The sequence below is a fragment of the Deltaproteobacteria bacterium genome (assembly GCA_026712905.1).
Lineage (GTDB): Bacteria > Desulfobacterota > Binatia > UBA9968 > JAJDTQ01 > JAJDTQ01.
The window spans coordinates 31,402-52,855 of sequence record JAPOPM010000175.1; the positions used below are offsets into that span (position 1 = coordinate 31,402).

The window sequence follows — 21,454 nt, forward strand, 5'->3', positions numbered from 1 at the left end:
GCGGCAGGGTTAGCTGAATGCGGGCTTCTCCTTGGGATAGTGCGCTTCCATGGCCGAGCGGTAGCGCTCCATGAGGATCCGGTTGAGCTCCAGCGGCGGCTGCTGGTCGTCGGGCAGCAGCGGGCGGTACTCCACGTCGCCGATCTCCTCCTTGAAGGTCTCCTTGGCCCGGGCCACCAGTTGCGGGTCCATCAGCAGGTCGACGGCCGACGCGGCCATGGTCTTGGCGCCGGCCACCGCGCCCTTGTGGGCCACGGTGGTGGCCAGGGACACCCCCGCGCCCCAGTGGTGGTAGGCGATGCCCGGGATGTTGGACGGGAAATTCACCACGCCCGAGGGCACCACCCAGCACACGTCGCCCGAGTCGTTGGCGGACACGGACTGCACCGCCTCCCGGAGCTGGGCCACCTGTGTGGGCATTCCCGTGGCCTTGACGTTGACCTTGGCCTGGACGTCGGTGACGAGTTTCTGTTCGGCGTCGCTCCACCGCGGCATGCCCACGGCCTCGATGTTCTGCTGGATCACCTCCGCCAGCACGCGGTTGCAGCGGGTGGGCGCCACCGCGCTCAGCACGTTCACCGAGTAGGAAGTGTCGGTCATGGTGGCCGCTCCCTGGGCGACGCGCTTGGCCTTCTCGAACAAAGCGCGGGCCTTCTCGGCCGTGGCCTCGCGGAAGAACCACCAGATGGTCGAAGTGTTGGGGATGACGTTGGGCTGGTCGCCGCCGTTGGTGATGACCCGGTGGCTACGCTGGGAGGGCTCCAGGTGTTCCCGAAGCTTGTCCCAGCCGATGTCCATCAGCACCGTCGCGTCCACCGCGTCGCGCGCGTTCCACGGCGAGGTGGCGGCGTGGGCGCTCTCGCCCTTGAAGGTGAACTCGGCCGAGATGAGCGCGTACTGGCGCAGACCGTACACCGTGCCGAGGTTGGAGCCGATGTGGTCGTGCAGCGCCACGTCCACGTCCTTGAAATAGCCGTCGCGCACGAAGTACGGCCGGCTCACGAGCTGCTCCTCGGCCGGGGCGCCGTAGACCCGGAGCGTCCCCTGGATGTCGAACTGCTCCATGGTCTTCTTGACCGCCACCGCCGCCCCGGTCATCACCGCAGCGTTGACGTTGTGCCCTTCGGTGTGCCCCGGCGCACCGTCCACGATGGCCTTTTGCTCGGCCACGCCCGGCATCTGCGAGCTCGACGGCGTGGCATCGAACTCCGTGTGCAGCGCCACCACCGGCTTGCCCGACCCGTAGGTGGCGATGAACGCCGTGGGCATCCCCGAGATGCCCCGCTCGATCTCGAAGCCCGCCCGCTCCAGGATCTCGGTCATGAGCCCAGTGGTGCGGTATTCCTGCATCCCCAGCTCGGCGAAGTAGAAGATATTGTCGCCGAGGAGCGCGATGTTGTTCCGGTTCTCCTCGACCGCGTCGATGACGAACTGTTTCTGTTTCGAATCCTGCATGGTTTCCTCCCCTGGGCGCGGCGGCCGGAGGCGCGTCACGGCGGCTCCGGCGGGCCAGCCCTCATGGCATGCGCGGATCATATTACAAGGAGGGGGGCGCGTCGACACCCGCCGTCCAGGCTGTGTCCATGCCCCGCTCGGACCAGCAACGGCGCGGATCCCCTCTCCGTCCGGACACGTAAACGATTCGCCCCTTCTTGGCTCAGACACAGGGACGGCACGGACTCCCGAAACGTCATTCCCGCGGAAGCTTGCCCTCGACCCCGATCGGGGGCGGGAATCCAGGAGGGGTGAGGCGGGGAATACGGCCGCTTGGCCCCTCCCCGCCCCTGGATTCCCGCCCCCGATCGGGGTCGAGGGCAAGCTTTCGCGGGAATGACGTTTCGGGGCGTTGGTACTTCGGGGGTATTGACACAGCTTGTACCGCCGGAATGACGGAGAGGTGGAATGACCGTCATAAGACATCGTTGCCGTGAAACTTGCCCGACCTTCCCGGACGTTATAAGGTCGCTTCCATGTCGACGAATCGGCCTGTCATCCGGGGCGCGGCCACCGCCCTCGCTCACACCCCGAGCTTGGTCCGCTACGGCTCCAAGCCGTTCCGCGAAGCCCAGGCCCGCCCGGACTTCCTGGCGGAGCTGGCGCGGAACCTGTGGAGCTACGACGACGCGTGCCGATACCTGCCGAACCAGGTGTTCATCGGAAGCCGGTCGCCGGCGCGGCTGTGGGAGGTGGAGCAGCCCTGGTTCGACAAGCTGGCCGACGCGGACGGCGGCGACCCGCCCTTCGGGCACATCATGGACGAACGGCGTTTCCTCGCCTTGCTGGCCTGCGCGGACCCGTTCAAGCACGTACTGCTGCGGGAACGGTTCTGGGACGAGATGGGTCCGGTTCTGGAATCCGCGCCGCTCACGGCGCCGCTGACCGCCAGGACGCCGGCGCTGCTCACCGATGCGCAGATGGACGCCGAGCTGGAGTCCGCCGACAGCCTGCCGCTCTTCGCCGGGGGCGAAGGCGCGCCCGTGGGAGTCGTGAAGACGGGCCACTCCGAGGACGAAGCGCTCTCCGCATCGGTGCTGCTGGAAAACCTCTGCTGCAAGGTCTCGGGCGCCCTGGCCGTGCACGAACTGCTGAACCACGTCGACGGCCTGGGCCCGGGCGACGTCGACCTGGTGCTGAGTTGCTCGGAGGAAGCGGTGGGCGACCGCTACCAGCGCGGCGGCGGCAACCTGGCCAAGGCCATCGCCGAGTTCGCGGGCTGCGATCTCGGCACCGGCATCGACATCAAGGACTTCTGTGCCGCGCCAATTCCCGCCATGGTCATCGGCGCTTCGCTGGTGGAGAGCGGCGTGTTCGAGAACGTCGTCGTGGTGGGCGGCGGTTCGCTTCCCAAGCTCGGGATGAAGTCCCTCTACCACCTCGAACAAGGCATCCCGGTGCTGGAGGACGCGCTGTCCGCGGTGGCCGTGTGGATCGGCCGCGACAACGGCAGCAGCCCGACGGTGAATTTGCAAGCCGTCGGACGCCATCCCGTCAAGGCCGGCGCCGCCCTCGACAAGCAGTTCCGGGAGCTTGTTCTGGAGCCGCTGAGGCGGCTAGAATGGGGCGTCGACCGGCTCGACCGCGTGGTCACCGAGCTGCACAACCCGGACATCACCGTGGCCGCCAAGGCCGGCGACGTGGCCGCCCGCAACTACAAGATGATGGCCGCCATGCTCGCCATGGCCAAGGAGATCGACCGCAGCGACATCGCCGGCTTCGCCCGCGCCAAGGGCGTGTGCGGCTACGCCCCCACTCAAGGGCACATCGCCTCGGGTTTCGTGTACGTGCCCCACGCGCTGCGGGAGATGGCCGCCGGGAACATCCGGAACTGCATGCTGGTGGCCAGGGCGAGCCTATTCCTGGGCCAGATGACCGAGCTGACGGACGGAATGTCGGTGCTGATCGAACGGAACGGCGCGTCTCAGTAGCGCTCAACCTTACGAAAATACGGGACTTTTACACGGATAGGGCTACTACAAGAATTGACCCTACCAAAACGAGGAGGACCCCATGTCGGCACAACCCATCACCCTCAACGGCAAAAAGCTCATCATCCTCGGCGAACGGGACGGCGTCCCCGCCCCGGTCATCCAACAGGCCATCGCTGGACTGGGAGGCGAAGTCGCGTACGCCGCCACCCAGTGCTTCGTTTGAACAGCCGCTGGGGCCATGGACCTTGAGGATCAAGGTCGAATAAAAGAACTCGCGGAAGCCTACGGAAAAGACGACATCGTGGTGCTGCTCGGCGCCCCCACAACCGAGAGCAGCCAGGTCCAGTTCGAGACCGTTACCACCGGCGACCCCTCCTACGCCGGCCCCCTCGCCGGCGTGGAACTCGGGCTCCCGGCCTACCACGTCTTCGAGCCCAACGTGAAAGCCGCCATCGACCCCGCCCAGTACGCCGAGAACATCGAGATTCTGGAAATGGGGCTGGAGGCGGACGCCATCGTGGACGCGCTGGCGGGGATGCGGGCGGGGTAGACGTAACGCGGCAAGGGAAGTCACCTCACGTTGTACTACGGCGGTCGGAAGACCATCGTGAAGGATCGCCGGAAGGAGATTAGCCGGAGTCTTCTCGCCGCCAGGATCCGCCAGCTTGGACTCGATCCGAATGACCTTAGGTAGGGTAGGAGTAAGGATCGTTATGCAATTTCGCTATCCAGCCAGACTCCAAGCGGACCCCTCGGGAGAACTCGTTGTCTCCTTCCGGGACTTCCCCGAGTGTCTCACGTCTGGAGCCGATCAAGCCGAAGCACTCGTTGAGGCGCGGGACGCGCTTGAAGAAGCCGTCGCCGGCCGCATTGACGACGACGAGCCGATCCCAACGCCAAGCCGACGGCGCACCGGCGAACATCTGATCGCGGTGCCGCCCGATATGGCGGCAAAGGCCGCGTTCGTCCTCGCTTTACGTGCCAGCGGGTTGTCGCGCAACGCATTTGCACAGCGCCTCGGTGTCGACGAGAAGGTCGTACGCCGGATGCTCGACCCACGGCACCACACCGCCGCCAACCGGATTCACAAAGCGTTGCGAGTGCTGGGACAGGAACTCATCGTCGAATCTCACGCGGCATGACCGGCGCGGCGGTTCTGGGAGCTCGTCCTTGAGCCGTTGCGGGGTCTACAGGGTCGGGACGAGCCGGGACTGGATGATGCGCGCGTCGCGTGTCAGCACCGTTGCGCCGAGAAGCTGTGCCGAGGCGACAATGACCCGGTCGGCCGGGTCGCGATGAAAGGCGGCGGGAAGGGCGGCCACGGCCGCGGCAACCGCGGGTGAGATGCCGACCCGCTGCACCAAGGGCGGGGCGGTCGCAGCCTCGAGCCACTCCCTCAGCGGCAAATGAAACGAGATCCGCTTGAGGTTGTACAGCGTGGCAATCTCCCACAGGCTGATGTCGGAAACCCACAGCGGATTCTCGGGACCGGCCTCTCGAAGGACTTCTTCCTGCTCCGCCGAAAGATGGCGGTCCGCGCCCATCCAGTGAATCAGAATGTGTGTATCGAGGAGCGCCTTCACCCCGTCTTCCCCGCCTCGGCCTCCCAGAAGTCGGCATCCAGGACCGGCCCCACAATATCTCCGTGTACCTCCACCGTTCCAAAAAGCGCATGCTGCGGGTAGCGGTGCTGCCTGGGGACCGGCGGGACAAGCTGGGCGACCGGCTTGCCGCGTTTCAGGATCGTAACCGCCTGTCCCGTCTGTACGACTTCATCGAGGATGGCCAAGCACTTTGCCTTGAATTCCGAGGCATTGATTTCCTTCATGTGACCAGACTATATGACTAGTCAATGGAAATCAACGCAAGGCATGGAACCATGCAGAAGGAGACCCACCATGGCAAACCACATCCAAGGACCCCTCTACTACGAGCGCATGGGCCGCACCGGCCCGGTGATGGCGTTCATCCATCCGAACCCGATGGACCAGTCGTGCTGGATCTTCCAGATGGCGCATCTGTCGACATGGTACCGGTGCATATCCATCGACATTCCGGGGTATGGGCGGTCGCCGAAGGCAGAGGCGGGGCTGACCATGGATGACATGGCAGAGGCGTGCTGGGAGGCCATCGACGACGCGACGCCCGGGGAGGATGCCATCCTGGTGGGCTCTTCGGTGGGATCGGCCATCGCCCCGTACATGTATCACCAGCATCCGGACCGGACGAAGGCGATCATCCTGTCGGGCAAGGGATATTCCACCGACAAGAGCAACTTCCAGCGGCGCATCGACACCTACCGCGCCAACGGCATCGGCTTTCGCTGGAGGTACACGTTCGAGGACTTGAGCCCGGCGTTCCGCGCGACGCCGCTGGCGCATTTCTTCGCCAACCTGTTCACCGAACGCAACGAGTTCGCGGATGTGGACACGATCTGTCACCAGTTCGGCGCGCTTCAGGAGCAGGAACCCGAGGGCCATTACTCAGGCATCGGGTGCCCGGTCACCATCCTCACCGGCAGCGAGGACAACGCCCATCTGCGCTCGTTCGCCTTGCAGGCACAAATACCGGGTTGCGAGTTGAAGGTGTTGCCCGGTGCCGGGCACGCATGCCAGATGGAGCAGCCCTGGCTGTACGACCGCTTCATGATCGAGTTCCTCACCAAATACGGCCTGTTTCCGAAAACGCCGAAGCCGGCTTCTTCCGGATTCTGAACCGGAGGCCTCCAACCGCGCCTTCCCACCTGTCCGAGTGCCACGAGGCTAGGCCGGGGACCGTTCGAAACCCCGGCCTGGCCTACGCAGGTTAGACAACCAAATGTAGTAGGCTACTTTGTTAGACTGGCCAGATGTAGTGTGCTAGCCTTCCTGTTGGAAGCCGTTCAGTAACCGTCCACACCCATGGGAGGCCTCGGACATGCTTGAAACATCCGCAAGGCATCGCCCCGGAACATCCACCCGGACGCTGTTCATCGTCCTCATCGCCGCGTTGCTGCTGGGGGTTTCCTCCGCCCACGCGGCCACGAACATCCTTCAGCGGGGCAACGGAGCGGAGCCGGAGACCCTCGACGTGCACAAGTCGTCGGGCGTGCCCGAGGCGAACATCCAGCGCGACCTGTTCGAGGGGCTGGTGGCGGAGGGAGCGGACGGTTCCATCATTCCGGGGGTGGCGGAGAGCTGGAGCCTGAGCGAGGACGGCAAGGTCTACACCTTCCGGCTGCGGCGGAACGCCAAGTGGTCCAACGGGGACCCGGTGACGGCCCATGACTTCGCGTTCGCGCTCACGCGGGGGGTGGACCCGTCGGTGGGCTCGGACTACGCGTTCATCCTGTGGCCCATCGCCAACGCGGAGGAAATCACCAAGGGCAAGGTCAAGGAACTGGGGCGGCTCGGGGTGAAAGCGGTGGACGCGCACACGCTGAAGTTGACCCTCAAGGCGCCCACGCCCTACTTCATCGGGCTCCTGACGCACCACCAGGCGTACCCGGTGCATCGCAAGACCCTGGAGCAACACGGCGACAAGTGGACCCGGGCCGGCAACATGGTCTCCAACGGGGCCTACCAACTGGCGGAATGGGTGCCCCAAAGCCACGTGCGCCTGGAGCGCAATCCCCACTACTGGGACGCCGCCAACGTGCGCATCGACGCGGTGGTGTTCCACCCGACGGAGGACAAGAGCACCGAGCTGAAGAGGTTCCGGAGCGGCGAGATGGACGTCACCTATGACGTGCCCATCGACCAGATCGGATGGGTGGAGAAGAACCTCGCCCAACAGTTCCGCAACACCGCGTATCTGGGCACTTACTACTACTCCCTCAACCTCACCAAGACGCCGTTCCGCGACCGGCCGGGGCTGCGCAACGCGCTGGCCATGACCATCGACCGGGAGATCCTCACCGGGAAGGTCACCAAGGGCGGCGAGATCCCCGCCTACGCCTGGGTGCCGCCGGGCGTGAACCAGTACGCGGGCGCGAAGGTACCCTGGCAGGGCCTATCCAAGGCCGAACGCCTGGCCAGGGCGAAGAAGCTCTACGCCGAGGCCGGCTACTCCAAGGACAACCCGTTGAAGGTGCAGATCCTGTACAACACCAGCGAGAGCCACAAGCGCATCGCCATCGCCATCGGCGGCATGTGGAAAAAGGCCCTCGGCGTCCAGACCGAGCTCTTCAACCAGGAATGGAAGGTCTACCTCACCACCCGGCGGGCGAAGCAGTTCGACGTGCTCCGGGCCGGCTGGATCGGCGACTACAACGACGCCAACACCTTTCTGGAGCTGCTCAAGGGCACCGTCGGCACCATGAACCCGGCGGGCTACGCCAGCTCCGAGTACGACGCCCTCATGCAAAAGGCCGAAACCGAAACCGACCTGCAGGCGCGGGCGAAGCTCATGCAGAAGGCGGAGAGCATCCTGCTCGCGGACATGCCCATCATCCCCATCTACCACTACACGACCCAGCACCTGGTGAACCCGCGGGTCAAGGGATGGGTGGACAACGTCATGGACGTGCACCCGACCCGGCATTTGTCGCTGGCGCCGTGATGCCCCCGGCGTTCCGTCCGAGGCTCCCGGAGGCCTGACCACCCAAATTTCCCTTGTGGACCTACGCGATACGGCGGTTGGCGTCGGCGGTGCCGACCCTCTTCATCATCATCGCCATCGCCTTCTTCATGATCCGGCTGGCGCCGGGCGGTCCCTTCGACCGGGAGCGGGTGGTCCCGCCTGAGATCTCGGCCAACCTGAACCGCGTCTACCACCTCGACGAGCCCCTGCCGCAACAGTTCCTCCGCTACCTCAAGGGCCTCGCCCGCGGCGACTTCGGCCCGTCCTTCAAGTACCGCGACTTCACCGTCACCGAGCTCATCGCCGCGGGCTTCCCGGTGTCGCTCAAGATCGGCCTCCTGGCCATGGCCGCGGCGTTGCTGCTCGGGGTCGGCCTTGGCGCATGGGCGGCGCGGCGGCGCAATTCCCTCGCGGACCACCTGGTCATGGGGCTTGCCATGACCGGCGTCGCGGTGCCCAACTTCGTGGTGGCGCCGCTCTTGTCGCTGGTCATCGGCGTCTACCTGAACCTCCTGCCCGTGGGCGGGCTGGGGGACGGCGGCATCCGCCACCTGCTGCTGCCCGTGATCTCCCTGGCCCTGCCCCAGGTGGCCTACATCGCGCGCCTCTCGCGCGGCAGCATGCTCGAAGTGCTGAACGCCGACTACATCCGCACCGGCCGCGCCAAGGGGCTCACGGAACGGCGCATCGTCTTCCGCCACGCCCTCAAGAACGCGCTCACGCCGGTGGTATCCTACCTCGGCCCGGCCACCGCGGCCATCATCACGGGTTCGGTGGTGATCGAGCAGATCTTCGGCATCCCCGGCCTCGGCCGCTACTTCGTGCAGGGCGCCCTCAACCGCGACTACACCCTGGTGATGGGGGTGGTGATCACCTACGGCACGCTCATCATCGCCCTCAACCTGGTCGTGGATCTGCTCTACGGCGTCCTCGATCCACGGGTGCGGTCACATGAATAGCGTCATGAAGCCATCCATGAGGCCGCACCCAAAGGTGCGTCATGATTGAGGCCGCGACCGCGACCGGAAGCCGCCGGGCGACGCCCGCCGCGGGCCGGAGCCCCTGGCGCGACGCCGCGACCCACCTCCGGCGGAACCGCGCCGCCATGGCCGGCCTCACAACGTTGTGCGTGCTCGCCGTCCTCTCGGTGGCCGTCCCCATGCTCTCGCCCTACGCCATCGACGAGATCTTCTGGGACGCCATCGGCACCGGCCCCAGCCTGGGTAGCGGCCACCCGTTCGGCACCGACGCCAACGGCCGGGACCTGCTCCTGCGCACGCTCTACGCCGGACGCATGTCCCTCTCGGTAGGGCTCGCCGCGTCGGTGGTTAGCGTCCTGGTAGGAGTGTTCTGGGGCACCGTGTCGGGATACGCCGGCGGCACCACCGACTCCTTGATGATGCGCTTCGTGGACATCCTCTACGCCCTGCCCTTCATGTTCTTCGTGATCCTGCTGATGGTCTACTTCGGGCGCCACGTGGTGCTGATCTTCGTCGCCATCGGCATGGTGGAGTGGCTGGACATGGCGCGCATCGTGCGTGGCGAAACCCTCTCCCTCAAGCGCCGGGAGTTCGTCGAGGCCGCCCGGGCCATGGGCGCGGCGCCGGCGTGGATCGTCCTGCGCCACGTCATTCCCAACGTCGTCGGCCCCGTGGCGGTCTTCGCCACCCTCACCGTCCCCCGCGCCATCCTGTTCGAGAGCTTCCTGAGCTTTCTCGGCCTGGGCATCCAGGAACCCATGACGAGCTGGGGCGTGCTGATCAGCGAAGGCGCCACACAGATGGAAACCCAACCCTGGGCGCTCATCTTCCCAGCCACCTTCCTCGCCGCCACCCTCTTCAGCCTGAATTTCCTGGGCGACGGCCTGCGCGACGCGCTGGATCCGAAGCAGCGGTAACCGGACGGACTTGCGCGCACGCGCGACGGACCGCGTAAGCAAACCCGGTCAAGCCGTTGCCAAGACGCGGGAGAGGGCCGTCCTGATGGCGCGGGCGTCCCGCGTCGACAACGAGCCGATCCTGCGAACGATCATACCGTCATCAACGGTGAAGAGCTTGAAGCGGACCTTGCAGGGGACACTGAGGCCCACTCCCTGCCAGTCCTGAATATCCACGTCACTCGGCCAGGGGGCACGCACCGAGGTGATCATGGTCAAGATCGATTGTTCGTGAGCGGCGTTGAAGTCCGCCGATGAGACGACCAGGGCTGGCCGACGCTTGCTGGTCTCGCGGTCCGCGAAAGGGAAAGGGACGACGACCACGTCGAGCGTGTCAAAGGTCACGCCACGCTTCCTCGTCCTCGGGAGAGACCCATTCGCTGAGGACTTCGGAGAGACCCTTCAGGTAGTCGTCCTCTGCCGGAATGACCTTGCGAACCACGACATGATCATCCGCGACCTCGAAAGTGATCAAATCACCCTCCCGGAGGTTCGCCGCCTGGCGTATCTTCTTGGGAATCGTCGTCTGCCCGCGTGAGGTAATCTTGGCGAGTTCCATTTGCCTGCCCCCGAACATACAGAATATAAGCAATACAGAATTTCGGTGCAACCACGGGCGAACGGTTCTGAACCACCGCAACGGAGGAACATCATGGCAAACAACGTTGAAGGACCACTCTACTACGAACGCATGGGGCGTGAGGGGCCGGTCATGGCCTTCATCCATCCCAACCCCATGGACCAGTCGTGCTGGATCTTCCAGATGGCGCACCTGTCCACCTGGTACCGGTGCATCAGCATCGATATCCCGGGGTACGGACGCTCGCCCAAGGGAGCCGAGGGGCTCAGCATGGACGACATGGCCGCGGCGTGCTGGGAGGCGGTGGACGATGCGCTGCCGGGAGAGACCGCCATCCTCGTGGGCTGCTCCACGGGTTCGGCCATCAGCCCCTTCATGTACCACCAGCGTCCCGACCGCACCGCCGCCATGATCCTGACGGGCACGGGCTACACTCACGGCAAGGAGTTCGCGCAGCGGCGCATCGACGCCTACACGGCCTTGGGGGTCGACTACCGCTGGCGTTACACCTTCGAGGACCTGAGCCCGGCATTCCGCGCGACTCCGCTGGCGCATTTCTTTGCCAACCTGTTCGCGGAACGGAACAAGTTCGCGGACGTGGAGACCATCATCCACCAGTTCCGGGCGCTGCAGACGCAGGAACCCGAGGGGCATCACGCGCGCATCGCCTGCCCGGTCATCATCCTCACCGGCAGCGAGGACGGCGCCCATCCCACCGCCTTCGCGCTGCAGGAGCGTATCCCGGGCTGCGAGCTTAAAGTGCTGCCCGGAGCCGGCCATGCCTGCCAGATCGAACAGCCCTGGCTCTTCGATCGCTTCATGATCGAGTTCCTGGACAAGCACGGCCTCTTCTCGGGGGATCCCAAGCCGCTGGCGGCGGGGTTCTGAGCGGGCGCGGCGTTTGACCGGCGCGGCCCGCTGCTCTTATTCTGGCGGACATGTTCCTGTTGGGACCCTATCTGAGACGCGCCCACGCCCGCGCCGAGAAGCGCTGGACGCGGGAGGTGGAGCGGTGCGTGACGGTGGACCATCTCCGCCAGGTGATGGAGAAGCGTGTACCGCCCATCGTCCGGGAATATTACCGCGGTGGGGCCGACGAGGAGATCACCCTTCGGGACAACGTCGAGGCCTTCCGGCGGGAACGGTTCAAGCCGAGGTCCGGTGTCCGGCTCGAGTCGGTGGAGATGCGCACCGAGATCCTTGGTCACGAGATCGAACTGCCCGTGATCGCCGGACCCATCGGCAGCCCCAGAATGATCTGGCCCATGGGCGAGGCCGTGGCCGCCCGAGCCGTGGGCGAAGCGGGTACCATCTGCGTGCTCTCGACGCTCACCGGCACCGACCTGGAGGAGGTCCGGGCCGCCACCCAGGGGCCTTGCTGGTTCCAGCTCTACCTCGTCGGCGGTGAGGAAGTAGCCGCGCGCGGCATCGCCAGGGCCAAGAGCGCCGGCTACTCCGCCATCGTCCTCACCATCGATACCGCGGTGCCCGGAAACCGGGCACACCACGAGTGGATGGGGGCCTCGCGGGCCATCAACGGGACCCCCGGCCAGAAGCTCAGGTTCGCGCCGCAGATGCTGCGGCACCTCTCCTGGCTCAAGAGCTTCTACGCCGACGGCGGGATGATGCAGTTCCGCAATGTCATCCTGAAGGACGGCACACCCATGCCGTATACCGACATCGGTACACAACTCCGTGCATCCGCCGTCACCTGGGAACATATCCCGTGGGTGCGCGAGCACTGGGGCGATGCGCCAATCGTCATCAAGGGCGTCCAATGCGCCGAAGACGCCCGCCTCGCGGTCGAGCACGGCGCCGACGCCATCGTGGTCTCCAACCACGGAGGCCGGCAACTGGACCGCGTCTACCCCACCCTCTACATGCTGAAAGAGATCGCGCCGGCGCTGAAGGGCTCCGGTGTGAAGATCCTGCTGGACGGCGGCATCCGATCCGGCGCCGACGCCGTCATCGCCATGGCGCACGGAGCGCACGCCGTGCTCGCGGGACGCGCTTACGTCTATGGTCTCGGCGCGGGCGGCCTCGCGGGGGTCCGCAAGGCGTTGTCGATAATGAGAAAGGAGATAGAGGACACCATGCGGCTCCTGGGCTGCGCTTCCATCCACGAACTGCGGGCGGAAAACCACCTCCTCCCCCATCCCTTCGAAGCCCGTCGTTGAAAACAACCGAGATCGCGCTTCGCGCCATCCTCATTCCGCGCACGCCATCCGAGGCGGAGCCAATGCGCGAAGCTAACCTCTGTTTCGTGTATGCTCGACTATTTTCGCCAAATGGATCGCCGGTACGGTTCGCGAATCGCCAAGAATCTATCAACCGTCCACGCTGCGGGGTTTGCGTCTGTAACAAAAATGTAACACAGTAACCTACGCTTCGTTATATGATCCTGAAACAAATTCTGTTAGATTCACCCCCATGTCCTCCCGATGGTCAAGGATTAATCAACAGCGGAGTTGGTTCTATGGGTAGACCAAAGGAATTCGACGAACACGAAGCGTTGATGAAGGCCATGCACCTGTTTTGGGTGCACGGCTACAAGGCCACCTCGATCCAGGACCTCGTAGATGGCATGGGCATAGGGCGCGGAAGCCTCTACGGGACCTTCGGCGGCAAACGCTCACTCTTCATGCGCGCTCTGCGCCATTACGACAGAACGCGTGAGGAGAACCTGGCACAGCTTGCCGAGGAAATGGATCCCCGCAAAGCCGTGTTGGCCACGTTCGAAGGGGTCGTGGAGTCCGTGCTGTCCAACGGTGGACGCGACGGCTGCTTCCTCGTCAACACCGCCCTTGAGCTGGCGGCGCACGACGCGGAGATCGCCTCGGTTGTCGCGAGTGGATTCGCGGATTCGGAAGGCTTCTTCCGCATGATGATCGAGCGCGGCCAAGCCTCCAGGGCAATCCCTAACAACGTGGATGCCCCTACTACGGCACGGTCGCTGCTGACGCTGTTACTGGGCTTGTTCGTGCTGTCGCGGAGCCGCCCGGAAACGGTGTTGCTGCGGTCCGTCGTCCAGCAGGCGGACGCATTGATCGACGGCGCCAACTGAACGGCCCCACTCCACCGAGAGATCACGCCACCCCGGTCCGGAACCGTTCCTTCGCTGGACGAGCGGTCGGTCTGCGCTGGTCACGACCGCGTGGTCGCGCGCGCCGCTCCCTCCACCAGATCCTCGGGCAAATCGTCGAATGACGTATAGTTGAGCGCATAGAGCCGCGCGTACAAGCCTTTTCGCGCGATCAGCTCTTGGTGCGTGCCGGTTTCCACGATGCGCCCTTCCTGGAGCACGATGATGCGGTCCACGTCGCGCACGGTGGCAAGCCGGTGGGCGATGACGATGCCGGTGCGCCCTTCCAGGAGCGCGGTCAGGCCGATCTGGATCTGCCGTTCGGTGTAGGAATCGATGTTGGCGGTGGCCTCGTCCAGCACGAGCACCCGGGCGTCGGCCACCAGGGCGCGGGCAAAGCTCAGGAGCTGGCGCTGTCCCAACGACAGGTTCCCCCCTCCCTGCTCCAGCATGGTGTCATAGCCGTCGGGCCAGCGCATGATGAAATCATGGGCGCCGACGATCCGGGCCGCCCGCTCGACATCCCGGTCGGTGGCGCCGGTGGTGCGAAAGCGGATGTTCTCCCGGATCGTACCGGTAAACAGGAACGGGTCCTGCAGCACCATGGCGATGTGCCCGCCCAGGGACGCCGCCGCGTAGTCGCGCACGTCTCGCCCGTCGAGCAGGATGGCCCCCTCCCACACGTCGTAGAAGCGGTGCAGCAGCGCCGTGGTGCTGGTCTTGCCGGAACCGGTGGGGCCCACCAGCGCCACGGTCTCCCCAGGCTCGATGGTGAAGTTGATGTCCTTGAGCACCGGCTGGTTCTTCTCGTAGCCGAAGGTAACGCCGCGGAACTCGATGCGGCCCTCGACATCATCCGGCGCGATGGCGTCGGGCCGGTCGTTGATGGCCAGCGGCACGTCCAGCACCTCGAAGATGCGCTGGCCCGAGGCCATGGCCCGCTGCATCACGCTGTACTGGATGGTGAGGGAGCGGATCGGGTCGAAGAACCGCTGCACGTAGAACAGGAAGGCGACCATCACGCCGATGTCCAGAGAGTCGCTGAGCACCTGCGCGCCGCCCACGACGATCACCACACCCCATGCCGCGCCGGTGAGGGTGTCGACGATGGGCACCATGACCTGGGCATACTGCGCCGAACGCAGGTGCGCGTCCAGGTTTTCCGTGGCCTTCTCGTCGTAGAGCTCGAAGTTGACCGCCTCGCGCCGCATCCCCTGGACCGTGCGCACCGCGTGAATGCCCTCGGCCAGGGCGCCGTTGGCGATGGAGCTGGTCTCCCGGGCGCGGCGGAAGGCGGCGCGCGCCCGCGGCAGCCACACCAGCCGGACGAAGAACAGCACGGGAACCACCGACAGCGTCAGCAGCCCGAGCTGGAAGTCGAGCCACAGCATGATGGCGACGATGCCGAAGAGCAGCACGAGATCGCCCAGCGCGGTGATGGAGTTCTCCAGAAACTCCTGCAGCGAGTACACGTCGCCCTGAAGGCGCGACATCATGCGGCCCACCTCGGTCTTGTCCATGAAGGCCATGGCGACGTACTGGAGGTGGACGAACATGGCCCGGCGCAGGTCGAAGATGACCTCCTCCCCGGTGCGGCTCACGATCCAGTCCTGGACGAAACTGGCGCCGTAGTTGAGCAGGATCGCCGCGAAGAAGGCCAGCACGACCAGCGACAGGAGAGAAGCGTCCCCACCCGCGGGAATGATGGCATGGTCGATGGCGTGGCGGATGATCAGGGGAATCGCCAACTGCGCGCCGGTGAAGAGCAGCAGCGCGACGATGGCGGTATAGAGATGCCGCCGGTAGGGGTAGACGTAGGCAAAAAAGCGCCGGATGACGTGCCGGTCGAAGGCGGCGCCGAACATCTCCTCGTCGCGGCTGATCTGCGAGCCCACCACGGCCCGCGGCGGACGATCCCGTCCGGCCCACGCCTTGGCCGCCGGCGTCACGCGCCGGCTCCCTTCCGCACCCCGGCTTCGGCCGCGAGATCGACGATGTCCTGGAGGGGACCGTCGAGCGTCTGAAGGGCGAACAGCGCGGCGTACCGGCCGCGCAGAGCCACCAACTCATCGTGGGTGCCGCGTTCCATGATCTTTCCGTTCTCGACGAAAAGGATCTCGTCGGCATGACGCAGCGCGCCGAGACGGTGCGAGACGATCAGCGTCGCGCAGTTGGCGGTGTGTTCTCCGAGCGCTTCGCGAATGCGCTGCTCGGTGCCCGCGTCGATGGCCGCCATGGAATCGTCGAGCACGAGCACCGCGGGACGCAGCATGGCGGTGCGCGCGATGGCCACACGTTGCTTCTGGCCACCGGAGAGCGACACGCCGCGTTCTCCCACCAACGTCTCGTACCGCTCCGGCAACTGGTGGATGAACCCATCGATCTGAGCGGTGGCGGCGGATCCCTCGATGGCCGCGTCATCCGCCCACGGGTCGCCGTAGGCGATGTTGTTTTCCAGCGACGAGGTGAACAGGAACGGGTCCTGCTGCACCACGCGCATGGCCCGGCGCAGGGACTCGAGGGTAACGTCGCGGATATCCTGGCCGTCCACGGTGATGCGCCCGCCGGTGACGTCGTAGTAGCGCGGCAGCAGGTGCGCGATGGTGGACTTGCCGCTTCCGGGGGGACCGACGATGCCCAGGGTCTTGCCCCGTTCCACCCGGAACGAGACTCCCTCCAGGATCGGCGGCGAACCCTCCCCGGGGTAGGCAAAGGAGACGTCCTCGAACTCCAGCACTCCGTCGGTGACCTCCAGGGGCTTGGCGTCCTCGCCGTCCCGGATCGGCGCCTCGAGATCCAGCACCGCGAACAGCCGCGAGCCGCAGGTGGACGCGCGCGCGAACGCGTTCACCACCATGCCGAGCTGGCGCACCGGCTGCTGGAGAATGGTCATGAAGGTGAGAAACTCGGTCAGCGTGCCCACGGTCATGTCGCCGTTGATGACGCGCGATCCGCCCATCCACAGCACCAGTCCCATGGCCGCGAAAAACGCGAAGTTCATGACGGTGGTGGAGGAGACCCGCGTGCGGATGCGCCGTTCAGCCAGTGCCAGCGCGTGGTCCGAGGCGTCCTGGTACTTGTCCAGCTCGTAGGGCTCGGCGCCGAAGGCGCGCACCACCCGGATGCCGGTGAGGTTCTCGTCCATGATGCGGCCCAACACCCCCATCCGCTCCTGCAGCGCGAACCACATCTCGCGCAGCCGCAGCCGAACGGTGGTGGAGCGCCAGGCCACGAACGGCACGAAGCTCAGGCTCAGGAACCCGAGGAACACGTCCGTGGACAGCAGCCGGTAGGCGCCCACGCCGACCAGGATCATGAACAGCAAGACCCGCAGCACCCCCATGTTCATGAAGGACCGCACCCCTTCCAGGTCGAGCATGCCCCGGGTGATCAACTCGCCCGTGTGCACGCGGTCGTGGAAGGAGAAGTTCAGGTACTGGAGCCTGTCGTAGAAGGCCATCCGGAGCCGGTAGGCGAGGTGGTGGCCCAGGGTCTCGCCACAGTAGTTGTGGGTGAGGGTGAAGAGGCCGCGCAGGGTCGAGACCCCGAGCAGTATCCATGCGGTGCCGTAGAGATAATCGAGCGCCGCCTCGTTCGACACCGATCCGGTCTCCAGCAACCCGACGGCGCCGTCGACGGCGTCCCCGAGGTACTGGGGGATCATGAGCTGGAAGGTGGCCGCGATGACGATGGCCACCGCGCCCAGGACAAGCCGGAACCGCTGCTGCGCCGCGAGCTTGAAGATACGCCACAAGACCGCGAGGTCTTCGGTGGCGTCGCGGTCCTTGTCGATGTCCATGCCGGCGTACGCACGGGCGTACACCTTCTTTTCGGGCGGCCGGTCGGCGCCGTTGCCGGATGCCGCCCCGTTGGCCTTGCTGTCCATCGTGTTCATTTGTGAAGACGCCGCGCGCGGGTTCTCTCCTCCGAAACCCGCGACGACGCCGGTGTCCGTTCAGACGTTATTCAAGATAGTTCCTGCGCGTGCCGCGGTCAAACCGTTCGTTTCCGGAAGGGCTAAAGGAAACGGTCCACCACCATCATCACCACCGCGAGCACGACCACGCCCACCACCACCGCCTGGAGCCGTCGCGGCTCCAGGCGCTTGCACAGGGCGGCGCCGTAGTGAACCCCCGGGAACGACCCCACGGACATGAACGCGGCCGCGGCGAGATCCACGTCCTGCGCGCCCTGTCCCCGGCCGATGAGGGCGTAGAGCGTGGACATGACCGTCATCAGCAGCACCGCGACGAAGATCGACGTGCCCACGTAACGCGACGTCTCCCGGTAGAACAGCAGCAGCGACGGAATGATCAGGATGCCTCCTCCGACCGAGGTCATGCCCATCACGGCCCCCACGAGGAAAAGGCACGGGAACTTCACCACCGCGCCGCGCCGGGAGGAGAGGAAACGCGTGTCCAACCGATTGTAATCGAAGAGCAGCGCCACCAGCGCAAAGCTGATGGACGCCATCACCATGTAGCTGACGATCTCCTGGAGCATCTCGACCCCGCTCGGAGGGAGCGAGACGCGGCTCCACTTTACCGCCAGGGCACCCAGCAGCACCCCGGGCACGGCCGCCAGGAAGAACCGGATGCCCACGTCGAGGTTCAAGGTCCCCTGCCGGTAGTGCCGGATGCCGGCCCAGATCTTGGTGAGAACGCCGTAAAGCCCGGCGGTCCCCACCGCCGCGATGGGCTCCAGCTTGATGACCAGCAGCAGGAAGGGAACCGTCAGCACCCCGCCGCCGATGCCCGTCAGCCCGATGAGGAAGCCCAACACCAAGCCGGAGAGGAGGAGCAGGATGAGGTCGGAGAGGATGATATCGGGCATGGTGGTTTGTCGCACGCCTCAACGAAACCCACGGACCAATCGGCAGGGTTGATGTCGTCGGGAGCGGGATCGGGGGGTGGGATACCTTCCAGTCTTAGCGCATGCGCCTCGGTCGTGTCCAGGACAACCGGTCAACAGACCAGCACGGCGAAACCGCATGTTGACAGGTTCCACCGGCAAGGGTACGAACTGCCCAGAACGCGGGCCGGCCCATGGATTACGGAGTATTCGACCATCTCGACCGCGGCGACATGCCGCTGACGGACTACTACGAGGCGCGTCTCAGGCTCGTGGAGGCGTACGACCGGGAGGGGTTCTACGCCTACCACCTGGCGGAACACCACTCGACGCCGCTCGGCATGGCGCCGTCGCCGAGCGTCTTCCTCGCCGCGGTGGCGCAACGCACCCGGCGGCTCCGCTTCGGCCCCATGGTCTACGCGCTGCCCCTGTACCATCCCATCCGGCTGATCGAGGAAATCTGCATGCTCGACCAGATGAGCGGAGGGCGGCTGGACATCGGCTTCGGGCGCGGCGCCTCGCCCATCGAGCTGGCGGCGTACGGCCAGGACCCGAAGCAGGCCCAGCGCATCTACGCGGAGGGCCTCGACCTCATCCTCCAGGGACTCACTCAAAAGACTCTCGACTTCGCCGGAGAATTCTTCAACTTCAGGGACGTGCCCATGGAGCTGCAACCGTTGCAGCAGCCCCACCCGCCGCTGTGGTACGGCGTCCACTCCCTGGAAAGCGCCGAACGGGCCGCCCGCCGGCGACTCCACATCGTCAGCCTGGACCCGCCGGAGCCGACACGCACCTTCACCGACCTGTTCCGCGAGGTCTGGAACGAGGTTCACGGGAACGGCGCGGACCTGCCCAAGATCGGGTTGGGCCGCTTCATCGTGGTGGCCGACGACGACGAAACCGCCCTGCGCATCGCGCGCCGCGCCTACCCCGTCTGGCACCGGAGCTTCACCTACCTGTTCCGCCTCCGGGGCAGCTCCCCCACCCACCCGCGCCCGCCCGACTTCGACGGCGCCGTCGCTTCCGGCCAAGGCGTCGCCGGCGGCCCGGAGACAGTGAAGACCTTGCTCCGCGCGCAACTCCAGAGCGCCGGCGCCAACTACTTCATCGGCCAGTTCGCATTCGGCGACATCTCCCTCGACGAAGCCCTCCGGTCCGTGGGACTCTTCGCCGAGCACGTCGCGCCGGGCCTGGACTGACCAAGGACACCGGACCAGCGGAAGCGGTTGCGTCGAACAGAAAACGGCCGGACGCCCTATACGTCATTCCCGCGAAACAGGCTGTGTCAACAACTCCATCCGAGAGAGGCACCCACGCCCCCAAATCGTCATTCCCGCGGAAGCGGCTGTGTCAAAACGTCGTCCGGACAAGAGTTGGCGCCAACCCCCCGAATCGTCATTCCCGCGGAAGCGGGAATCCAGGGGCGGGGAGGGGCTGAAACGAGCCTGTTTCCCCGCCTCACCCCTCCTGGATTCCCGCGTCCGCGGGAATGACGATTTGGGGGCGTGGGTGCCTATTCTCATCCAACCGGAGTTTTGACACAGTCCGGGAAGCGGGAATCCAGGGGCGGGGCGGTGAGCGGCGTCTCCTTCAGAAGAGGATTTCCCAGCATGCTTCCAGCGTTGCGACCCCGACCAACTCGGGTTCCTTGACATGCGGCAACTGCCGGCAATTCCCCTGCGGCAGGATACACCTGCGGAAACCGAGTTTGCCCGCTTCCGCCACCCGTGCCTCGGCTCGCGTTACGGTGCGGATTTCCCCGGCCAGACCGACTTCGCCGACGAAGATCGTGTGCGGGTCCAGCGCCCGGTCGAGCGCGCTTGAGGCCACTCCCACCGCGATCCCCAAATCCACCGCGGGTTCGGACACGCTGACACCGCCGGCCACGTTGATGAACACGTCCTTGTCGTAGAAGTTCATCCCCTTGCGCTTCTCCAGGATGGCGAGGATCAGCGCCACCCGGTTGGTGTCGACGCCGATGCAGGTGCGCCGCGGCAGCGTAAGGAACGAGCGCGTCACCAGGGACTGGATCTCCACCAGGATCGGGCGGGTGCCCTCCATGCTGGGAACCACAACCGAGCCCGATCCGCCCAAGGGACGCTCGGAGAGAAAGATCTCGGAGGGGTTGGACACTTGGCGCAGCCCCGCCTCCTGCATTTCGAACACGCCGATCTCGTTGGTGGAGCCGAAGCGGTTCTTCACGGCGCGCAGGATGCGGAAGCTGTGGCCGCGCTCGCCCTCGAAGTAGAGCACCGTGTCCACCATATGCTCCAGGACACGCGGACCGGCGATGGCGCCGTCCTTGGTCACGTGACCCACCAGGAAGGTGCCGATGCCGCTCTTCTTGGCCAGGGAGATCAGCGCGCTCGAACATTCCCGGACCTGTCCGATGCTTCCCGGCGCCGAGGGGATGGCCGAAGTGTGTACCGTCTGGATGGAATCCACCACCAGCACCGCGGGCTTGACCGCCTTGACCTGCTCCAGGATGCGCTCCAGCGACGTCTCGCTCAGCACCAGCAGGTTCGAGGCGCCCAAGGCGATCCGCCGGGCGCGCATCTTGACCTGCTGCTCGGACTCCTCGCCCGAGACGTAGAGACAAGGGGCCCCGTCCTGGCTCAAGGCCGCCACCGCCTGGAGCAGCAGCGTCGACTTGCCGATGCCGGGGTCGCCGCCGATGAGCACGGCCGAGCCGTCCACCAGCCCGCCGCCGAGAACCCGATCGAACTCCTCGATGCCGGAGCGCAGGCGCCGGTCCGTATCCGCCGTCACCGCGTCGATGGGCGATGGCGCGTGCGCCGGCCCGGCCTCAACGCCGCCGCCGCGCCCGCCCGGGTCGCCCGTGACCGCTTCCTCCACCAGCGAGTTCCACTGCCCGCAGTCCGGACACCGCCCGAGCCACTTGGGCGACTGGAAACCGCAGTTCTGACATTCGTAGATGACCCGCGCCCGCGCCATGCACCACTCCCTTCCGTGTGACTGTTCATTATAGACTGCCCGGCGCCAAGACTGTTAACATT

20 protein-coding genes are annotated in these 21,454 nt (G+C 65.8%); 11 read left to right on the forward strand and 9 right to left on the reverse strand.

Features of this window, described 5'->3' with window-relative positions; all coding sequences use genetic code 11:
- Positions 1-9: 9 nt before the first annotated feature.
- Positions 10-1,455 (reverse strand): amidohydrolase, encoded by a 1,446-nt coding sequence (locus OXF11_14730; protein ID MCY4488350.1) that lies wholly within the window; start codon positions 1,453-1,455, stop codon positions 10-12.
- Between the two features lie 515 nt (positions 1,456-1,970).
- On the opposite strand from OXF11_14730, the gene grdC reads away from it, so the two are divergent.
- The 3 genes from grdC to OXF11_14745 all read left to right on the forward strand — a co-directional run bounded on the left by grdC (position 1,971) and on the right by OXF11_14745 (position 4,570).
- Positions 1,971-3,425 (forward strand): glycine/sarcosine/betaine reductase complex component C subunit beta, encoded by a 1,455-nt coding sequence (gene grdC / locus OXF11_14735; protein ID MCY4488351.1) that lies wholly within the window; start codon positions 1,971-1,973, stop codon positions 3,423-3,425.
- A gap of 82 nt (positions 3,426-3,507) precedes the next feature.
- Entirely contained in the window at positions 3,508-3,978 is a 471-nt protein-coding gene (gene grdA / locus OXF11_14740) for a glycine/sarcosine/betaine reductase complex selenoprotein A (GenBank protein MCY4488352.1), read from the forward strand.
- A gap of 163 nt (positions 3,979-4,141) precedes the next feature.
- Positions 4,142-4,570, forward strand: a complete 429-nt coding sequence (locus tag OXF11_14745) for a type II toxin-antitoxin system HicB family antitoxin (protein ID MCY4488353.1) — start codon at positions 4,142-4,144, stop codon at positions 4,568-4,570.
- Positions 4,571-4,615: 45 nt separating this feature from the next.
- Here OXF11_14745 and OXF11_14750 read toward each other — a convergent pair whose 3' ends face one another.
- Entirely contained in the window at positions 4,616-5,011 is a 396-nt protein-coding gene (locus OXF11_14750) for a type II toxin-antitoxin system VapC family toxin (protein MCY4488354.1), read from the reverse strand.
- The gene (locus OXF11_14755) at positions 5,008-5,256 is read right to left on the reverse strand and encodes a type II toxin-antitoxin system Phd/YefM family antitoxin (protein MCY4488355.1); all 249 of its coding nucleotides are present in this window, start codon (positions 5,254-5,256) and stop codon (positions 5,008-5,010) included. The genes OXF11_14750 and OXF11_14755 overlap by 4 nt, the downstream gene beginning before the upstream one ends.
- A 70-nt stretch (positions 5,257-5,326) precedes the next feature.
- On the opposite strand from OXF11_14755, the gene OXF11_14760 reads away from it, so the two are divergent.
- The 4 genes from OXF11_14760 to OXF11_14775 all read left to right on the forward strand — a co-directional run bounded on the left by OXF11_14760 (position 5,327) and on the right by OXF11_14775 (position 9,885).
- On the forward strand, positions 5,327-6,142 hold the full coding sequence (locus OXF11_14760; GenBank protein ID MCY4488356.1) for an alpha/beta hydrolase: 816 nt from the start codon (positions 5,327-5,329) through the stop codon (positions 6,140-6,142).
- A 202-nt stretch (positions 6,143-6,344) separates the two neighbouring features.
- Positions 6,345-7,967, forward strand: a complete 1,623-nt coding sequence (locus tag OXF11_14765; protein ID MCY4488357.1) for a peptide ABC transporter substrate-binding protein — start codon at positions 6,345-6,347, stop codon at positions 7,965-7,967.
- A gap of 53 nt (positions 7,968-8,020) precedes the next feature.
- Entirely contained in the window at positions 8,021-8,947 is a 927-nt protein-coding gene (gene oppB / locus OXF11_14770) for an oligopeptide ABC transporter permease OppB (protein MCY4488358.1), read from the forward strand.
- A gap of 41 nt (positions 8,948-8,988) precedes the next feature.
- Complete coding sequence (locus OXF11_14775; protein ID MCY4488359.1) at positions 8,989-9,885, forward strand: ABC transporter permease subunit; 897 nt, start codon at positions 8,989-8,991, stop codon at positions 9,883-9,885.
- Positions 9,886-9,933: 48 nt separating this feature from the next.
- On the opposite strand, the gene OXF11_14780 is transcribed toward OXF11_14775, so the two are convergent.
- Both OXF11_14780 and OXF11_14785 read right to left on the reverse strand, forming a co-directional pair.
- Positions 9,934-10,269, reverse strand: coding sequence for a type II toxin-antitoxin system PemK/MazF family toxin (locus tag OXF11_14780; GenBank protein ID MCY4488360.1), 336 nt, complete (start codon positions 10,267-10,269; stop codon positions 9,934-9,936).
- On the reverse strand, positions 10,259-10,483 hold the full coding sequence (locus tag OXF11_14785; GenBank protein MCY4488361.1) for an AbrB/MazE/SpoVT family DNA-binding domain-containing protein: 225 nt from the start codon (positions 10,481-10,483) through the stop codon (positions 10,259-10,261). Before OXF11_14785 ends, OXF11_14780 begins: the two co-directional genes overlap by 11 nt.
- A gap of 93 nt (positions 10,484-10,576) precedes the next feature.
- Here OXF11_14785 and OXF11_14790 point away from each other — a divergent pair, with 93 nt between their 5' ends.
- The 3 genes from OXF11_14790 to OXF11_14800 all read left to right on the forward strand — a co-directional run bounded on the left by OXF11_14790 (position 10,577) and on the right by OXF11_14800 (position 13,568).
- On the forward strand, positions 10,577-11,392 hold the full coding sequence (locus tag OXF11_14790; GenBank protein ID MCY4488362.1) for an alpha/beta hydrolase: 816 nt from the start codon (positions 10,577-10,579) through the stop codon (positions 11,390-11,392).
- A gap of 50 nt (positions 11,393-11,442) precedes the next feature.
- Positions 11,443-12,681: an alpha-hydroxy acid oxidase gene (locus tag OXF11_14795; protein ID MCY4488363.1), complete on the forward strand. Its 1,239-nt coding sequence runs from the start codon at positions 11,443-11,445 to the stop codon at positions 12,679-12,681.
- Positions 12,682-12,980: 299 nt separating this feature from the next.
- Positions 12,981-13,568: a TetR/AcrR family transcriptional regulator gene (locus OXF11_14800; GenBank protein ID MCY4488364.1), complete on the forward strand. Its 588-nt coding sequence runs from the start codon at positions 12,981-12,983 to the stop codon at positions 13,566-13,568.
- An 80-nt stretch (positions 13,569-13,648) separates the two neighbouring features.
- Here the strand turns inward: OXF11_14800 and OXF11_14805 are convergent, their stop codons facing one another.
- The 3 genes from OXF11_14805 to OXF11_14815 all read right to left on the reverse strand — a co-directional run bounded on the left by OXF11_14805 (position 13,649) and on the right by OXF11_14815 (position 18,419).
- Positions 13,649-15,535 carry an ABC transporter ATP-binding protein gene (locus tag OXF11_14805; GenBank protein MCY4488365.1) on the reverse strand — a complete coding sequence of 629 codons (1,887 nt, stop codon included), beginning with the start codon at positions 15,533-15,535 and terminating at the stop codon, positions 13,649-13,651.
- Positions 15,532-17,481, reverse strand: a complete 1,950-nt coding sequence (locus OXF11_14810) for an ABC transporter ATP-binding protein (protein MCY4488366.1) — start codon at positions 17,479-17,481, stop codon at positions 15,532-15,534. The genes OXF11_14805 and OXF11_14810 overlap by 4 nt, the downstream gene beginning before the upstream one ends.
- Before the next feature lie 122 nt (positions 17,482-17,603).
- Positions 17,604-18,419, reverse strand: a complete 816-nt coding sequence (locus tag OXF11_14815) for a sulfite exporter TauE/SafE family protein (protein MCY4488367.1) — start codon at positions 18,417-18,419, stop codon at positions 17,604-17,606.
- 212 nt (positions 18,420-18,631) lie between these two features.
- Between OXF11_14815 and OXF11_14820 the strand changes: the two genes are divergently transcribed.
- Positions 18,632-19,636, forward strand: a complete 1,005-nt coding sequence (locus OXF11_14820; GenBank protein MCY4488368.1) for an LLM class flavin-dependent oxidoreductase — start codon at positions 18,632-18,634, stop codon at positions 19,634-19,636.
- Between the two features lie 391 nt (positions 19,637-20,027).
- Here the strand turns inward: OXF11_14820 and radA are convergent, their stop codons facing one another.
- Complete coding sequence (gene radA, locus OXF11_14825) at positions 20,028-21,392, reverse strand: DNA repair protein RadA (protein MCY4488369.1); 1,365 nt, start codon at positions 21,390-21,392, stop codon at positions 20,028-20,030.
- Positions 21,393-21,454: the final 62 nt, after the last annotated feature.

What these genes read in the sequence shown, in the direction of transcription:
- OXF11_14730 (MCY4488350.1), bottom strand. Translation starts at nt 1,455, where the DNA reads ATGCAGGATTCGAAACAGAAACAGTTCGTCATCGACGCGGTCGAGGAG.
- grdC (MCY4488351.1), top strand. Translation starts at nt 1,971, where the DNA reads ATGTCGACGAATCGGCCTGTCATCCGGGGCGCGGCCACCGCCCTCGCT.
- OXF11_14745 (MCY4488353.1), top strand. Translation starts at nt 4,142, where the DNA reads ATGCAATTTCGCTATCCAGCCAGACTCCAAGCGGACCCCTCGGGAGAA.
- OXF11_14755 (MCY4488355.1), bottom strand. Translation starts at nt 5,256, where the DNA reads ATGAAGGAAATCAATGCCTCGGAATTCAAGGCAAAGTGCTTGGCCATC.
- OXF11_14760 (MCY4488356.1), top strand. Translation starts at nt 5,327, where the DNA reads ATGGCAAACCACATCCAAGGACCCCTCTACTACGAGCGCATGGGCCGC.
- OXF11_14765 (MCY4488357.1), top strand. Translation starts at nt 6,345, where the DNA reads ATGCTTGAAACATCCGCAAGGCATCGCCCCGGAACATCCACCCGGACG.
- OXF11_14775 (MCY4488359.1), top strand. Translation starts at nt 8,989, where the DNA reads ATGATTGAGGCCGCGACCGCGACCGGAAGCCGCCGGGCGACGCCCGCC.
- OXF11_14785 (MCY4488361.1), bottom strand. Translation starts at nt 10,483, where the DNA reads ATGGAACTCGCCAAGATTACCTCACGCGGGCAGACGACGATTCCCAAG.
- OXF11_14790 (MCY4488362.1), top strand. Translation starts at nt 10,577, where the DNA reads ATGGCAAACAACGTTGAAGGACCACTCTACTACGAACGCATGGGGCGT.
- OXF11_14795 (MCY4488363.1), top strand. Translation starts at nt 11,443, where the DNA reads ATGTTCCTGTTGGGACCCTATCTGAGACGCGCCCACGCCCGCGCCGAG.
- OXF11_14800 (MCY4488364.1), top strand. Translation starts at nt 12,981, where the DNA reads ATGGGTAGACCAAAGGAATTCGACGAACACGAAGCGTTGATGAAGGCC.
- OXF11_14810 (MCY4488366.1), bottom strand. Translation starts at nt 17,481, where the DNA reads ATGAACACGATGGACAGCAAGGCCAACGGGGCGGCATCCGGCAACGGC.
- OXF11_14815 (MCY4488367.1), bottom strand. Translation starts at nt 18,419, where the DNA reads ATGCCCGATATCATCCTCTCCGACCTCATCCTGCTCCTCCTCTCCGGC.
- OXF11_14820 (MCY4488368.1), top strand. Translation starts at nt 18,632, where the DNA reads ATGGATTACGGAGTATTCGACCATCTCGACCGCGGCGACATGCCGCTG.
- radA (MCY4488369.1), bottom strand. Translation starts at nt 21,392, where the DNA reads ATGGCGCGGGCGCGGGTCATCTACGAATGTCAGAACTGCGGTTTCCAG.